At 57.5% G+C, this 15664-nt stretch carries 11 protein-coding genes; 8 read left to right on the top strand and 3 right to left on the bottom strand.

What is annotated here, in order from left to right; genetic code table 11:
* Nucleotides 1–70: 70 nt before the first annotated feature.
* Nucleotides 71–1192, top strand: coding sequence for an aminotransferase class V-fold PLP-dependent enzyme (locus ACR0LY_RS07610; protein WP_170347864.1), 1122 nt, complete (start codon nt 71–73; stop codon nt 1190–1192).
* Nucleotides 1193–1282: 90 nt separating this feature from the next.
* Here the strand turns inward: ACR0LY_RS07610 and ACR0LY_RS07605 are convergent, their stop codons facing one another.
* Nucleotides 1283–2407: a beta-ketoacyl-ACP synthase III gene (locus ACR0LY_RS07605; protein ID WP_170347865.1), complete on the bottom strand. Its 1125-nt coding sequence runs from the start codon at nt 2405–2407 to the stop codon at nt 1283–1285.
* 165 nt (nt 2408–2572) lie between these two features.
* On the opposite strand from ACR0LY_RS07605, the gene ACR0LY_RS07600 reads away from it, so the two are divergent.
* From ACR0LY_RS07600 to ACR0LY_RS07590, 3 genes are read left to right on the top strand one after another with little or no spacing between them, the layout of a single operon-like run.
* The gene (locus ACR0LY_RS07600; protein WP_170347866.1) at nt 2573–3040 is read left to right on the top strand and encodes a MarR family winged helix-turn-helix transcriptional regulator; all 468 of its coding nucleotides are present in this window, start codon (nt 2573–2575) and stop codon (nt 3038–3040) included.
* Nucleotides 3037–4074 carry an efflux RND transporter periplasmic adaptor subunit gene (locus tag ACR0LY_RS07595; RefSeq protein ID WP_170347867.1) on the top strand — a complete coding sequence of 346 codons (1038 nt, stop codon included), beginning with the start codon at nt 3037–3039 and terminating at the stop codon, nt 4072–4074. Before ACR0LY_RS07600 ends, ACR0LY_RS07595 begins: the two co-directional genes overlap by 4 nt.
* 10 nt (nt 4075–4084) lie before the next feature.
* A complete protein-coding gene (locus ACR0LY_RS07590; protein ID WP_170347868.1) occupies nt 4085–7126 on the top strand; it encodes an efflux RND transporter permease subunit in 3042 nt (1013 codons plus the stop codon).
* An 18-nt stretch (nt 7127–7144) separates the two neighbouring features.
* On the opposite strand, the gene ACR0LY_RS07585 is transcribed toward ACR0LY_RS07590, so the two are convergent.
* A complete protein-coding gene (locus ACR0LY_RS07585; RefSeq protein ID WP_170347869.1) occupies nt 7145–7555 on the bottom strand; it encodes a VOC family protein in 411 nt (136 codons plus the stop codon).
* 258 nt (nt 7556–7813) lie between these two features.
* The gene (gene carB, locus ACR0LY_RS07580) at nt 7814–11158 is read right to left on the bottom strand and encodes a carbamoyl-phosphate synthase large subunit (protein ID WP_170347870.1); all 3345 of its coding nucleotides are present in this window, start codon (nt 11156–11158) and stop codon (nt 7814–7816) included.
* Between the two features lie 176 nt (nt 11159–11334).
* Between carB and ACR0LY_RS07575 the strand changes: the two genes are divergently transcribed.
* The 4 genes from ACR0LY_RS07575 to aspS all read left to right on the top strand — a co-directional run bounded on the left by ACR0LY_RS07575 (nt 11335) and on the right by aspS (nt 15586).
* Nucleotides 11335–12462, top strand: coding sequence for an aminodeoxychorismate synthase component I (locus ACR0LY_RS07575; RefSeq protein WP_170347871.1), 1128 nt, complete (start codon nt 11335–11337; stop codon nt 12460–12462).
* Nucleotides 12417–13064 (top strand): aminotransferase class IV family protein, encoded by a 648-nt coding sequence (locus ACR0LY_RS07570; protein WP_170347872.1) that lies wholly within the window; start codon nt 12417–12419, stop codon nt 13062–13064. Before ACR0LY_RS07575 ends, ACR0LY_RS07570 begins: the two co-directional genes overlap by 46 nt.
* Nucleotides 13061–13732, top strand: a complete 672-nt coding sequence (locus tag ACR0LY_RS07565; protein ID WP_170347873.1) for a CPBP family intramembrane glutamic endopeptidase — start codon at nt 13061–13063, stop codon at nt 13730–13732. Before ACR0LY_RS07570 ends, ACR0LY_RS07565 begins: the two co-directional genes overlap by 4 nt.
* 78 nt (nt 13733–13810) lie before the next feature.
* Nucleotides 13811–15586 (top strand): aspartate--tRNA ligase, encoded by a 1776-nt coding sequence (gene aspS, locus ACR0LY_RS07560; RefSeq protein WP_170347874.1) that lies wholly within the window; start codon nt 13811–13813, stop codon nt 15584–15586.
* Nucleotides 15587–15664 lie beyond the last annotated feature (78 nt).

Below are 15664 nucleotides of genomic sequence, written 5' to 3'. Positions count from 1 at the left end.
GGACTTTACTGCCGGCGATTTGAAGGTCAGCTTCCTATGCATTGGCAGATACTTAGTCTAGAATTGCCATATGCTGATTGGAACGCAAAACACGCTCTCAGAAGTGATCAATGTTAGAGGTGTTTTTACACCTCTTGGTGTTTCTCGATCCTCAAAAGAAGTCTGTGAAGCTGTTTCCGATGCTTTAGGGCGTCACTTCATTATGGATGATCTCCATGATGCAGTGTGTCGAGAAATTGCCGAAATGACCAATGCGAGCGCGGCCACTGTCGTACATTGCAGTGCGGCTGCGATTACATTGGCTGTAGCGGCCTCTATGACCGGTTGTTCCCCAGGCGCGATTAAACAGCTTCCCGATGCAAGCGGTCTCAAGAGCCGAGTCATTTTGCCTGCAAAACACGCAGTAAATTACGGTCATCCCATTGAGCAAGCTATCCGACTTGCAGGTGCGAAACCGGAGCTTGTGGGCGACAATTCGGCTTGCGGCATTGAGGACCTTGCTCACGCTTGTTCAAAACTGGATGCGTGTTGTTTAGTGCTTGTTTCCTCCAGACTTACTGGAGGCGAAATGCTGGATTTTCGAAAAGCAGTCTCTGCGGCCCATGAACATGATCTGCCAGTGGTGATTGATGGCGCGGCCCAGGATTTTCGAATTGAAGACTTGCTGGATACCGGAGCTGACGTGGTTCTCATTAGCGGCCAAAAATACTTAGCTGGCCCAACATCAGGTTTGGTTCTTGGAAAGCCCGATCTGGTTTCAGCAGTCAGAGCACAGGAAAAAGGAATAGGGCGCGGCATGAAGGCATCAAAGGAAGCTCTCCTCGGTGTCCTTACTGCTTTGAAGCTTCGCCAACAGCTTAACAAAGAGGCTTGGTCGTCACAACAAAAGGAAAAGGTTGCCCGATTTGTCTCAGTAGCGAACACGATTGAAGGTATCACGGCCAATGCAAATCCTGATCCTACAAATCTGCCATTTGATCGAGCGCATCTCTGCATTGCCAAGTCGTCAGAATTTCCTGATGCGGCACAAATGGCAGCAGCTTTGAAAGCCGGTGAACCTTCGATCTGGATCATGGACCATTTAACCCACCAGTCGGAGATAGTGTTGGAGCTAGTCCAACTTACGCAAGAAGAAATCGACACAGTTCTGGATCGAATTAGAGACGTACTGTCCCAATATCAAAAATCCTAAAAGCTGACATTTACGCAACCTGCGGCATTGGTCAAATTGGGCTCAAAGCGGACAGGCGAACTCTTTTACGCGGCTTCTGTATACAGGCCGTTACCCGTGCCGCTTCACGATCACCGATCCCACCGAATACCCAGCGCCGAACGAACAAATAAGACCAACATCTCCATCCGACAGATCATCGGAATACTTGGAAAACGCGATGATCGACCCGGCTGAGGATGTGTTGGCATAGTCCTGCAGAATATTGGGCTGTTCACCCGCTTCGGGTTCGCGTCGCAGTACCTTTTTGCCAATGAAATCATTCATCGTCTTGTTTGCCTGATGCAGCCACAGGCGTTTCAGGTCGCTGCTGCCAACCCCTTCGGATTCCATGTGATCCGAGATGTGTTTGCTGACCATCGGCAGCACTTCCTTGAACACTTTCCGGCCGTTTTGCATGAATTGCATGTCTCGCCGGTCGATCACCCCATCAGGGCGCGAGCGGCGCAGGAAGCCATTATTATTGCGGATGTTGTTCGAGAAGGATGTGGCGCAGCGGGTCGAGAGGATTTCGAAATGCGGGCCCGTCGCGTCTTCGATCCGCTCGACCAAGGTGGCCGTGGCCACATCGCCGAAGATAAAGTGGCAATCGCGATCACGCCATTCCAGGTGACCCGAACAGATTTCGGGGTTGACCACCAGCGCTGACCGGACCGAGCCCGAGCGCACCATGTCCGCCGCTGCCTGAATACCGAACGTAGCCGAGGAGCAGGCGACATTCATGTCGAAGCCAAAGCCGTTGGTGCCCAACGCCTGCTGAATTTCGATCGCGATCGCAGGATAGGCGCGTTCATGGTTTGACGCGGCGCAGATCACCAGATCGACATCTTCGGCACTGCGACCCGCCTGAGCCAGCGCTTTTTTGCAGGCATCCACGGCCATCTCGGTCATGATGCCGGGTTCGTCATCGCCGCGTTGGCGAAGCAGGGGATGCATCACGTCTGGGTCCAGCACACCGGATTTATCCATCACATATCGGTTCTCGATACCCGATGCCTTGAGGATGAATTCTACGGACGAATGCTGTATCGGTTCAATCTCACCCGCTGCAATCGCGTCGGCATTTTTGGCGTTTTGCGTGTCGGCATAGGCGTTGAAGGCGGCGACAAGCTCGGCGTTGGTGATGACGTTCTCGGGCGTGAAAACACCGGTGCCGGTGATTGCGGGCGTATACATGGCGGGTCCTGAATGTTTCGAATCCGCTTAAAATGCAGTCGCTGCGGGTTTTGATCAAGAGAAGGTGACCCAAGGGAATGCAGCGAAACCAGTCAAATTACTGCTTCACAACTTGAATGGTTCATAATCTGAAGTATATGACGCCACGGACACACGGAGCTCCCAATGCCAGACAACATAAGCGACAGGCTTGGCCGCCTAAGCCCTGAAATCCAGTCAATCATGGGTGTGTATGCCCTGTACTGGAAGCTGGAAGAGGCGTTCGATTGCATTGAAACGGAACTTAGCCATCCGGAATGCCACATGTTGATCAAACTGGATCAACCCAAGCGTATGGGCGTTCTGGCGGCCGACATGCTGAGTGTCCCTTCGACCATAACCGCCACGGCGGACGGTTTGGAAAAAGCTGGCTATCTGACGCGTGAACGTGACCCCGAAGACCGCCGTGCCTGGTTGCTGGTTCTGACTGAGCAGGGCGAAGAGGCCCGGAATATGCTGGTGTCCGAAGCCGGTGACCTTTTTCACCGCGCATCCGGATTGGATGCAAAGGAAACTGCCGAATTCGCGCGATTGGCGCGCAAAATCCGAGACAACATCCTGAAAACAGGAATTCCCGAGGGATTGACGAAATGAAACTCCTCTCTGTTCTGAGTGCGACCCTGATCGCGCTGACGACACCGGTTCTGGCTCAAGAAACCGCCAAGCCGGTCAAGCTGATGCAGGTGCGCGAAACCGCACCGGGCTTTTCACGCCAGTTCTTTGGGCGCGTGGCCGCCCGACAAACCGTTGATCTGGCCTTTCAGGTCTCGGGTCAGATTGTTGAGATGCCGGTGACCGAAGGTTTTGTGATCCCCAAGGGTGAGTTGATCGCGCAGCTGGATCAAGCACCTTTCCAGCGCCGGTACGACCGCGCGGTCCTGCAAAAGGATCAGGCGGACCGAACCGTGGCTCGCTTGTCTCGATTGCGGGGTACCACCGCCAGCCAAGTGGCCGTGGACGATGCGGAGACAGAGGCGCAACTGGCTGATATCGCCGTGCGGGATGCGGAATACGATCTTGAACATGCGACTCTGACCGCGCCATTCGACGCGCTAGTGTCCAGCCGGGCGGTCGAAGCCTTTACCACCGTGTCAGCTGGCGCCCCCATCGTGCGCATTCACGACATGTCGGAATTGCGGATCGAGGTCGATGTGCCCGAGATTCTGTTTCAGCGTTCGGGTCAGGAAGAAAGCTATACGATCACCGCGAAATTCCCGACCAGTGACGAGGTATTCCCCCTTCAGATTCGTGAGTTTGATGCCGAAAGCTCAACCGTGGGGCAGACATTCCGCATTCAGTTCGGCCTAACCCCGCCGGAGGGTTTGCAAATCCTGCCGGGCTCGTCCGTGACTGTGACTGTTCAGGTAGAGGATGGCCGAACCGGTATCGTCATTCCGGCCGCGGCCATCGTTGCAGGCGCTGATGGAGCTTTGGGCGTCATGGTGTTTTCGCCAGTTGGCGCCGACGAAGGCGCCGTTCAATACGTTCCTGTCACCATCGAGCCCACCCAGACCGGCGAGGTCCGAGTGCTGACCGGTCTGTCGGACGGTGACGAAATCGTTGTCGCTGGCGGCAGTGCGCTGACCGACGGTCAGGCCGTACGCCGCTTTGCTGGCTTTGCGAACTGAGGGCAAACAGATGAACATCGCGCGCGCCTCGATCGACCGGCCGATTTATACGTGGCTGATCATCCTGATTGCCCTGTTTGGGGGAATTTGGGGCTTCCTGTCGCTGGGTCGTCTGGAAGACCCGGCCTTCACCATCAAGAATGCCGTCATAGCAACGCAATACCCAGGCGCCACAGCCGAAGAAGTGGCGCTCGAGGTCTCGGAACCATTGGAATCTGCCATCCAGCAGATGGGCGAGGTTGATACGATCACCTCGGTCAACCAACCGGGATTTTCGCTGATCGAGGTCGAGATCAAATCGACTTATGACGGTACAGAACTGCCTGAAATTTGGACCAAGCTGCGCGCCAAGGTGCGCGACGCATCGCGTGCATTGCCATCGGGCGTAAGCCAACCAATGGTGAATGACGGGTTCGGTGATGTGTTCGGCCTGTTTTACGCTGTCACGGCCGAAGGGTTTTCGGACGCTGAAAAGCATGAGTTATCCACTTTTTTGCGGCGCGAATTGCTGACCGTTCCCGGTGTCGCGGATGTTGAGGTGATGGGCCTGCCGGACGAGGCGATCTTTGTCGAACCCGATCTGGCCATTTCCGTCAACCAGAACGTGCCTATCCCGTCCATCAACGAGGCCATTGCCAACGCGGACTCGGTTAATGCGTCTGGATCGGTCCGAACTGAGAATGACCGCACCACGATCCTGACGGCCGAAGGGTCAGATACAGTTTCTGCCATTGCCGGTTTGTCGTTGGGGTCGCAGGGGCAGGTGATCAACCTATTCGACATGGCGCACGTCTTTCGTGGCCGTCAGACCGACCCCGAGGTCATGATCCGGTTCAACGGGACCGAGGCGTTTACGCTGGGAATCGCGGGCCTGTCGACCGAGAATATCGTCGAAGTCGGCCAGCGTGCCGATGCCAAATTCGCCGAGTTGGACCCTCAGATTCCCTTTGGGGTCGAAATCCTGCCGATCTATCAGCAGCATGTGGTGGTCGAACAGGCCTCGAACGACTTTCTGGTGAACCTGGCCATGTCAGTCAGCATCGTTGTAGCGGTTTTGGCTATCTTCATGGGCTGGCGCGCGGCGGTGGTCGTGGGCTCGACCCTTCTGCTGACCGTAGTTGGGACACTGTTGTTCATGTCGATCTTCTCGATCGAGATGGAGCGAATATCGCTGGGCGCCCTGATCATTGCGATGGGGATGCTGGTGGACAACGCCATCGTGGTGGCCGAGGGAATGCAGATCGCCATGCTGCGCGGTAAAAATTCCCGCGATGCGGCTGATGAGGCGGCGTCGAAAACGCAAATCCCGTTGTTGGGGGCGACGGTCATCGGCATCATGGCTTTTGCCGGTATTGGCCTTAGCCCGGATGCGACGGGTGAGTTTCTGTTCTCGTTGTTTGCGGTAATTGGTATCTCGCTGCTGCTTAGTTGGGTTCTGGCGCTTACGGTGACGCCGATGCTGGGGCATTACTTCTTCAAGCAGGGAAAAGAGGGCGAGGTGGACGCTTATGGCGGCATCATGTTCCGTGTCTACGGTGCGATCCTGCGGTGGTCCTTGCGGATGCGCTGGCTGGTGATTGCCGCGCTGGTCGGGGTGACGGTGGCCTGTTTCGCTGGCTTTGGTTTGGTGAAACAGCAGTTTTTCCCTGACTCGAACACACCGCTGTTTTTCGTGCATTACAACCTGCCGCAAGGCACGCCCATCGCGCGCACGGCTGAGGATATGGCGGTCTTCGAAGACTGGCTGGCCGAGCGCGACGATGTCGTGTCCGTCACCACCTTTGTCGGGCAGGGCGCAACTCGGTTCCTGTTGACCTATTCGGCCGAAAAACCAAACCCCAGCTATGGGCACATGATCATTCGTACTGAAACGCTGGATGACATTCCAGTTTTGCAGGCGGATTTGGAAGCGTTTGGGCAGGCACAATTCCCCGAGGGCAAATTCCGTACCAAACGCCTGATCTTCGGCCCGGGCGGCGGAGACCCAATCCAAGCCCGGTTCTCGGGCAGTGATCCGAAGGTATTGCGCCAGCTAGCCGATGAGGCGGTGTTGAAAATGCGCGAGGCTTCCCCTAATGCGCTGAACGTCTATCATGATTGGCGCGAGCAGGAGCTGGCAGTGCAGCCGATCTATGCGACCGAGCGGGCGCAGACCGCAGGTGTGTCCCGAGAAGATATTGCCGCGACTTTGCAGTTTTCCACGGACGGGATCACCGCCGGAGAATTCCGTGAGCGGGACCGTCTGATCCCCATCATCATACGCCGTCCCGCGGACGGGGATTATTCGATCGTCGATCAGGTGGTGTTTTCAGAAGAATCGCAAAAGTTCGTTCCAATCGAGCAAATGGTCGATGGGTTCGAATACAAGCCGCTCAACACGCTGGTGCATCGTCGTGACCGCGTGCTGACGATCACCGTCGGGGCTGATATCCCGCCCGGCATGACGGCGGCACAGGTCCATTCTGAGGTACGCGCGGCCATCGAAGACATGGACCTGCCACCCGGTTATCGCATGGAATGGGGGGGAGAGTTCGAAAACGCTGGCGAGGCCAACGAAAGCCTAGGACGTCAGTTGCCCCTGAGCCTGCTGATCATGGTGCTGATCTCAGTGTTGATCTTTAACGCGATACGCCAGCCGATCATCATCTGGCTGTTGGTGCCGATGTCGGTGAACGGCGTCGTGATCGGGCTGTTGGGGACGGGTCTGCCGTTTACCTTCACAGCGCTGCTGGGGCTGCTGAGCCTGTCGGGGATGCTGATCAAGAACGGGATCGTTCTGGTCGAAGAGATTGATCTGGTCCGCGCCACCGGCAAGCCCCTGCGCGAGTCGATTGTCGAAGCTTCTGTCTCGCGTTTGCGCCCTGTGATGCTGGCGGCGATCACCACCATACTAGGGATGGCACCGTTGCTGACGGACGCGTTCTTCCGCTCGATGGCGGTGACGATTATGGGCGGTTTGGCCTTTGCCACGATCCTGACCATGGTCGCGGCTCCGGTCTTTTACATGGTGTTCTTTGCACGCGATGAAAAACGCGAGGTTGCACAGGCCTGACTGGTACCGGGCGGCGTTTCAGTCGCCCGGGTCCTTTTCCGGATCATAATGATAGTAAAAACAGGATAGCTTGTTTCCGTCCGGGTCGCGCAGATAGGCGACATAGAAATCAGGCGCGTAATAGTCCCGAATGCCCGGCGCACCTGCGTCCGTGCCCCCAAATTCCAGACCTGCCACGTGAAAACGCCGAACTTGCGCTGCGCTGCTGGCCGGAAAAGCAATCATCGTTCCATTGCCCACGCAGGCCGCCTCACCATCAAATGGCGTACAGACCCAAAACCCTGTCCCGGCATCGGGATGGTTTCCCCAGCCCGCGCGATCCTTTGACCAACCCGGAAGGCGCGGCTGATCCAGTACAGAAAAGATCGCGTCATAGAACCGGATGGCCCGGGACAAGTCATTGGTTCCGTATGTGGTGTAAAGGCGCATGGTTTCACCGGTTGTCAGAACAGCATCATGCTGCCCGCGACAACACAGGGAAAGCGAAAACGGCCCTGCGGTTCGCGTCAGATCAGTGGGATCAGCGGCACATCACACGCGGCAAGCGTCATCAAAGCGGCGAGAACCATAAACCTGCGCATTTTGTTTTCCTTCTGCTCGTTTGCAAAAAAGATGCGCGCCCGAAGACACGGGGTCAACGGGCGCGGTGTGTTTGGTTCAAAATGCGCGGGTTTCACCCCAGGGGAGTTAGCCCTGCAGCGACTTCACCTCAACATCGCCTTCGGCCTGTGCCTTGATCGCCAGCGCGGCAGCATGGCTGGCGGCCGCGGTGGTGAAATAGGGGATCTTGTCATAGAGCGCGATTGAACGGATGGACTTGCTGTCCTCGACCGCCTGTGCGCCTTCGGTGGTGTTCATCAACAATTGCACCTGACCGTCTTTTAGCATGTCAGCCACGTCAGGGCGGCCTTCATAGACCTTGTTGACCACATCACAGGCTACACCCTGTTCAGCCAGCCAGGACTGGGTGCCGCGTGTGGCCACCAGAGAAAAACCTTGCCCGGTCAGAACCTGCGCGGCCTCAAGCATCGCGGGGGTCTTGTCGGCATCCTTGATCGAGATAAACGCACGACCCGAGGACGGCAGTACCATACCAGCACCCATCTGTGCCTTTAGGAAAGCGCGGTGGAAGTCGCGGTCCCAGCCCATGACCTCACCGGTCGAGCGCATTTCCGGACCCAGAATAGTGTCGACGCCGGGGAAACGAGCAAAGGGCAGCACCGCCTCTTTCACCGAAAACCACGGCATGTCCGGATCAGCCAGTGTCATCTGGTCTGCGATCTTGGTGTCCTGACCGTCCTGATAAGGCGGGCGCTGCGGGAAGTTCGCCAGCTTCTCACCAGCCATGACACGCGCGGCAATCGATGCGATGGCACTGTCGGTCGCCTTTGCGACAAACGGTACGGTCCGTGAGGCGCGCGGGTTGACCTCGATCAGATAAATCTCGCCATCCTTGATGGCGAACTGCACATTCATCAGGCCGACGACATTCAGAGCTTTGGCTAGCTTGAACGCCTGATCCTTGATCTGATCCAGGATTTCTTTCGACAGCGAATAGGGCGGCAGCGAACAAGCCGAGTCACCCGAGTGAACGCCAGCCTCTTCGATATGCTGCATGATGCCGGCGACATGTACGGCCTCACCGTCGCAAATGGCATCCACATCCAGCTCAACCGCACCGGCCAAATAACTGTCCAGCAGAACCGGGCTGTCGCCCGAGACCACTACAGCCTCGTTGATATAGCGTTTCAGCTGCTCCATATCGCGCACGATTTCCATCGCGCGGCCACCTAGAACGTAAGAGGGGCGGATGACCAGTGGGAAGCCAATCTCGTCGGCAATCTCCAGCGCCTGTTCATCGGTCGAGGCGATGCCGTTCTTGGGCTGTTTCAGGCCCAGATCATTGACCAGCGCCTGAAAGCGTTCACGGTCTTCGGCAAGGTCAATCGCATCCGGCGTGGTGCCGAGGATCGGGATACCTTCAGCCTCAAGCGCGTTGGCCAGTTTCAGCGGGGTTTGGCCGCCGAACTGAACGATCACACCGTGCAGCGTGCCGTTCTCCTGCTCTTTCGTCAGGATTTCCATGACGTGTTCAAAGGTCAGCGGTTCAAAATACAGCCGGTCCGAGGTGTCATAGTCGGTCGAGACCGTCTCGGGGTTGCAGTTGACCATGATGGTTTCAAATCCCGCTTCGGTTAGTGCGAAACAGGCGTGGCAGCAGCAATAATCGAACTCGATGCCCTGACCGATCCGGTTCGGGCCACCGCCAAGGATGACAACTTTTTTGCGGTCAGACGGGCGCGCTTCGCATTCGACCTCGCCCATCATGGGCGCTTCGTAGGTTGAATACATATAAGGCGTCTGTGCTTCGAACTCGGCGGCGCAGGTGTCGATACGCTTGAACACGGCGTTGACGCCCAGATTGCGGCGGGCGCGGCGGACGTTGTCCTCATCCCGGCCGGTCAGATTGCCCAGACGAGCATCGGTGAAGCCCAGCATTTTCAGCTTGCGGATGCCGTCTTCGGTCACCGGCAGGCCATCTTTGCGGACAACGCGCTCAGCCTCGATGATCTCGCGGATACGGGCCAGGAACCATGGGTCAAATTTGGTGACGCCAAAGATTTCGTCATCGGTCAGACCGTGACGCATGGCCTGCGCGATGGTGCGCAGACGGTCGGGGGTCTGTTTGCTGATCGCCTTGATGACGGCAGCTTTGTCGCTGGCTTCTTCCCAGACACCGACGTTAAGCCCGGGGATTTCGATCTCATCAAACCCGGTCAGGCCCGATTCCATCGAGGCCAGCGCCTTTTGCATCGATTCGTGGATCGTGCGGCCGATGGACATGGCCTCTCCCACCGATTTCATCGCAGTGGTCAGGTAGGGTTCGGACCCCGGGAATTTTTCGAAGGCAAATTTCGGGATCTTGGTGACTACATAGTCGATCGTAGGCTCGAACGAGGCCGGGGTGACCTTGGTGATGTCGTTATCCAACTCGTCCAGCGTGTAACCCACGGCAAGTTTTGCGGCGATCTTCGCAATCGGGAAACCGGTCGCCTTGGACGCCAGCGCCGAGGAGCGCGATACACGTGGGTTCATCTCGATCACAACCATGCGGCCATCATCGGGGTTGATCGCCCATTGTACGTTCGAACCGCCGGTTTCAACGCCGATCTCGCGCAGAACGGCGATCGAACCATTGCGCATGATCTGGTATTCCTTGTCGGTCAGCGTCAGGGCAGGGGCCACGGTGATCGAGTCGCCGGTATGCACGCCCATCGGATCGACGTTTTCGATGGAGCAGACGATGATGGCGTTGTCGGCGGTGTCGCGCACCACCTCCATCTCATACTCTTTCCAACCCAGCAGGCTTTCATCGACGAGGATCTGGTTGACGGGCGAGGCATCCATGCCCGAGCGGCAAAAATGGATATAATCCTCACGGTTATAGGCCACGCCGCCACCGGTGCCGCCCAGGGTAAAGGCAGGGCGGATAATGGCGGGCAGGCCGATTTCTTCCAGCTCATCCAGCGCCATCTGCACACCGGCATCCAGATCGGTGGAACCGTCTTCGCGCTTGGGAGCGGTCACGATGGTTGCCTTGGGGTTTTCCAGCCCCAGCCGGTCCATCGCCTCGCGAAACAGGGCGCGGTCTTCGGCCATTTCGATGGCGTCGCGTTTGGCGCCGATCATCTCGACCCCGAACTTTTCAAGCACGCCCATCTCTTCCAGCGCCAGCGAGGTGTTCAGGCCGGTCTGCCCGCCCATGGTGGGCAGCAAGGCGTCGGGGCGTTCTTTTTCGATGATCTTGGCGACAACCTCGGGGGTGATCGGTTCGATATAGGTGGCGTCAGCCAGCCCCGGGTCGGTCATGATGGTGGCCGGGTTTGAGTTCACCAGGATGACCCGGTATCCTTCTTCCCGCAGCGCCTTGCAGGCCTGTGCGCCGGAATAGTCAAATTCGCAGGCCTGACCGATGACGATGGGCCCCGCTCCGATGATCATGATCGACTGGATGTCGGTTCTTCTGGGCATGGCCTGGTTCCTTCGGTTAACTGCGAGTCAGGGCGCCCCCATGCGCCCAAATTGTCCTGCGTTATAGGGACCGCGCGAAAAGGTTCAAGGGGTATCGGAAACGGTGACGAAATTGCCGCTTTCCCCTCTTTCCCTTGCCGTCGTATTCTCTATACCGCGCAGCACGACAAATGAGGATGCAATTGCGTATTCGTTTCGATCAGGGGCCAGCCGGACCCGGAACAAGTTTCGACCGGCCAGCCAGTGTGATCCGTGCGGACAAGCCGGACGACGTGCCCCAGGCCCTGGTGGCGCTGGATGAGGCGCGCGCCGACGGTGCGTGGCTTGCCGGTTATGCCAGTTATGAGCTGGGCTATGTGCTTGAGCCGCGCTTGGCTGACCGACTGCCCGCGGATCGCCGTCTGCCTTTGCTATGCTTTGGCGTTTATGAGGCCCCAGTGCAACGCGATCTTCCCTCGGCAGCTGGTGGCGTCACCGGATTTGAGCCCCGCTGGGATGAGGCACGGTATACGCGCGCCTTTCAACAGGTTCATGACGCCATCGGGGCCGGGGATATCTATCAGGCCAACCTGACCTTTCCTATCGACCTAACCATCCAGGGCGACAGCGCCGCGTTCTATGCCTCTCTGGCTTCCGGGCAAGCGGTGGGTCACGGCGCGCTGGTACAGCAGGACGGCTTGCCTGATTTGCTGAGCCGCTCGCCCGAGTTGTTCTTTCGTACCGATGCGGACCGAGGGATTGAAACCCGCCCGATGAAAGGCACGCAACCTCGCAGCGATGATATGGCCGAGGACGCGCGACGCCGGGCCTTTCTGTCGATTGACGAAAAGAATCGGGCCGAAAACCTAATGATCGTCGATCTTCTACGAAATGACCTTAGCCGTGTTGCGCTGCCCGGATCGGTCAAAGTGCCTGAGCTGTTCAAAGTCGAAACCTATGCGACTGTGCATCAGATGGTCTCGTTGGTGCAGGCGCATCTGCATTTGGGGGCCGAACTGTCCGATATCCTGATGGCGCTGTTCCCCTGTGGTTCAATCACCGGTGCGCCCAAGATCCGTGCGATGGAGATTTTGGCCGATTTGGAACCTTGGGCCCGCGACATTTATTGCGGCGCCATCGGCTGGGCGGCCCCGGACGGTCGGTCTGAATTCAACGTGGCGATCCGCACACTAATGGTTGAGGATGGCAAAGCCACTCTGAACGTGGGCGGCGGCTTGGTCTGGGACAGCACAGCCCCGTCGGAATATGAGGAAGCGTTATGGAAAGCCCGCTTTGCCCACCAGCTGATCCTGACTTCCGCATAATCGAAACGCTGGTCTTTCGGCCTGAGCAAGGGTTTGTACGGCGAGATCGACACTTGGCCCGGATGGCCCGATCAGCCCAAGCTTTTGGGATTTCCTTTGACGCGGACCGCGCCATTGATCAGTTGAACGGCGTGGGTGGCTCATCGCCGCTTAGGTGTCGACTGACGCTGGCCGCAGGTGGTCAGCTGGATATAACGACCGGAGCATTGGCCGATAATCCGACGATCTGGCGGATCGCCATTGCCGAACCGCGCCTGACCGCGTCTGACATCTGGTTGCAGCACAAAACAACACAGCGTGCCATATACGACACCACTCGGGCGACTTTGCCTCATGGCATAGACGAGGTCCTGTTTCTGAACGAACGCGACGAGTTGTGCGAAGGCACCATCACCAATCTGTTTCTGCATATGCCGGATGGCCGTCGCCTAACGCCTGCGTTGTCCAGCGGCGTTCTACCCGGCATTCTGCGCGAAGAATTACTGAGTAATAAAGAGGTTACCGAAGCCGCCCTGACCTTGACCGACCTGAAAAACGCAGAAAAACTCTATATGGGAAATTCGTTGCGTGGCCTGATCCGGGCGGAGTTGGCAATACAGTGAGCAAACAAACCGATTGGGCGGACAGCGGGGTGCCGTATCTGCGATTGCGGCTGGAATTTGGATTGTTTTTTATCGCTGCGCCGGTGCTGATCGCGGTGTTCTTTCCACCCGACTGGATGTTCCCGTCATTATTCACCTTCACAGCCATCGGGATTGTGTTGCTGCACATTACACCCGGCTTTGCCTGGGCTGAACTGCGGTACAACTGGCGCAACTGGTCCTGGCGCGAGGTTGCTTTGTTTACCTTTGCCATGACGATCTTTTGCGCCGTGGTTGTGATGGCAATGCGACCCGAGGCGGCGTTTTTCCTACTGCGAAATCGACCCGAATTCCTTCTGGTGATTTGGATTGGTTACCCATTGCTGTCGGCCCTGCCGCAAGAGCTTTTGTTCCGGTCCCTTTTCTTCCGCCGCTATCACGAAATCTTGCCAAACGGACGCGCGGCCTATCTGCTGAACGCTGCGCTGTTTTCACTGGCACATCTGATGTATTGGAGCTGGATCGTCGCCGTCATGACCTTTGCCGGAGGGTTGCTGTTCACCTGGGCCTATCGCAAACGCGGATCTTTTTTCTACGCGGTCTTATTGCACGCGATTGCGGGAAACATCATCTTTGCCGCCGGTCTGGGTATCTATTTCTACTCGGGCAACGTGCAAAGGCCGTTTTGACAGCGCGACCTGCCTTGACTTTCCATGCCTGACAGGGTGTATCGGCGCGACGAATTCTGCGCCCGAAGGGATATTTTCATGCATGCCTATCGCAGCCACACCTGCGCCGCTCTGACCGCCGCCAATGTCGGTGAAACCGTCCGCCTGTCCGGTTGGGTGCATCGTGTCCGAGATCACGGTGGCGTGCTGTTCATCGACCTGCGCGATCATTTCGGAGTTACACAGGTTCTGTGTGACGGTGACAGCGCCGCCTTTGCCGAGCTGGAAAAGGTTCGGTCCGAATGGTGTATTCGCATCGACGGCACTGTCAAAGCGCGCGACGCTGAGCTGGTAAACCCGAAACTGCCCACCGGCGAGATCGAAGTTTACGTGCGCGAATTGGAAGTGCTGGGCGCTGCTGATGAGCTGCCGTTGATGGTGTTCGGCGATCAGGAATACCCCGAAGAAACCCGCCTGCGCTATCGTTATCTGGACCTGCGCCGCGAGGCGATGCAGCAAAACATGACGCTGCGTTCGGACGTTGTGGCGTCTATGCGCCGTCGCATGTGGGATCAGGGCTTCCGCGAATATCAGACGCCGATCATCACTGCGTCCTCGCCGGAAGGCGCGCGTGACTTCTTGGTGCCTTCGCGTCTGCATCCGGGCAAGTTCTATGCGTTGCCGCAGGCCCCACAGCAATTCAAGCAACTGATCATGGTGTCGGGCTTTGACAAATACTTCCAGATCGCGCCGTGTTTCCGCGATGAAGACCCACGCGCCGACCGCTCACCCACCGATTTCTATCAGCTTGACCTTGAGATGTCGTTTGTTGAACAGCAGGACGTGTTCGACACGATCCAGCCCGTTCTGACCGGTGTGTTCGAGGAATTCGGCGGTGGTCGCAAGGTTGATCAGGAGTGGCCGCAAATCTCCTACAAAGACGCGGCACTTTGGTATGGCAGCGACAAGCCGGACCTGCGCAATCCTATTAAAATGCAAGTGGTCTCCGACCACTTCCGCGATTCTGGCTTCGCGATATTCGCGAAGCTGTTGGAGCAGGAAGGCACCGAAATCCGCGCCATTCCTGCGCCGACTGGTGGCAGCCGCAAGTTCTGTGACCGCATGAACGCTTTTGCCCAGAAAGAGGGTCTGCCCGGTATGGGCTATATCTTCTGGCGCGATCAGGGCGAAGGCATGGAGGCCGCAGGTCCGTTGGCCAAGAACATCGGCCCCGAGCGGACCGAGGCAATCCGTCAACAGCTGGGTCTGGGTGTTGGTGACGCCGCGTTCTTCCTGGGCGGCAAGCCGAAGGCCTTTGAAAAGGTGGCGGGTAAGGCGCGCGATGTGATCGGTGAGGAGTTGGGTCTGACCGAGAAAGACCGCTTTGCCTTTGCCTGGATCGTAGATTTCCCGATCTACGAACAGGACGAAGAAACCGGCACCATCGACTTTGAACACAACCCATTCTCGATGCCGCAAGGTGGTATGGCGGCGCTGCAGGGTAATCCTCTGGACGTGCGTGGATATCAGTACGATCTGGCGTGCAACGGGTATGAGCTGGTCTCGGGCGCGATCCGGAACCACAAGCCTGAGATCATGCTGAAAGCCTTTGAACTGGCAGGCTATGGCGAGGATGAGGTGAAAAGCCGCTTTGGTGCGCTGTTCAACGCCTTCCACTATGGCGCTCCGCCGCACGGTGGTTGTGCTGCGGGGATCGACCGGATCGTGATGCTATTGGCTGATGAGGCCAACATCCGCGAAGTCATGATGTTCCCGATGAACCAGCGCGCCGAAGACCTGATGATGGACGCGCCATCCGATCCGACCTCGGATCAGTTGATGGAATTGGGATTGCGGATCATCCCACAGGATTGATCAATCACCCGCCGCAGCCCCTGCGGCGGGTTTTTCCTTTGGATCAGGTGCCACAAGCCTGTGGTTAATATTCTGCGG

The sequence above is a fragment of the Ruegeria sp. BC5 genome (assembly GCF_056539205.1).
This window is presented reverse-complemented; position numbering and strand designations above follow the sequence as displayed.

Coding starts and splice junctions, on each gene's coding strand:
- ACR0LY_RS07610 (WP_170347864.1), top strand. CDS start 71: ATGCTGATTGGAACGCAAAACACGCTCTCAGAAGTGATCAATGTTAGA.
- carB (WP_170347870.1), bottom strand. CDS start 11,158: ATGCCCAGAAGAACCGACATCCAGTCGATCATGATCATCGGAGCGGGG.
- ACR0LY_RS07600 (WP_170347866.1), top strand. CDS start 2,573: ATGCCAGACAACATAAGCGACAGGCTTGGCCGCCTAAGCCCTGAAATC.
- aspS (WP_170347874.1), top strand. CDS start 13,811: ATGCATGCCTATCGCAGCCACACCTGCGCCGCTCTGACCGCCGCCAAT.
- ACR0LY_RS07575 (WP_170347871.1), top strand. CDS start 11,335: ATGCAATTGCGTATTCGTTTCGATCAGGGGCCAGCCGGACCCGGAACA.
- ACR0LY_RS07590 (WP_170347868.1), top strand. CDS start 4,085: ATGAACATCGCGCGCGCCTCGATCGACCGGCCGATTTATACGTGGCTG.
- ACR0LY_RS07595 (WP_170347867.1), top strand. CDS start 3,037: ATGAAACTCCTCTCTGTTCTGAGTGCGACCCTGATCGCGCTGACGACA.
- ACR0LY_RS07570 (WP_170347872.1), top strand. CDS start 12,417: ATGGAAAGCCCGCTTTGCCCACCAGCTGATCCTGACTTCCGCATAATC.
- ACR0LY_RS07605 (WP_170347865.1), bottom strand. CDS start 2,407: ATGTATACGCCCGCAATCACCGGCACCGGTGTTTTCACGCCCGAGAAC.
- ACR0LY_RS07585 (WP_170347869.1), bottom strand. CDS start 7,555: ATGCGCCTTTACACCACATACGGAACCAATGACTTGTCCCGGGCCATC.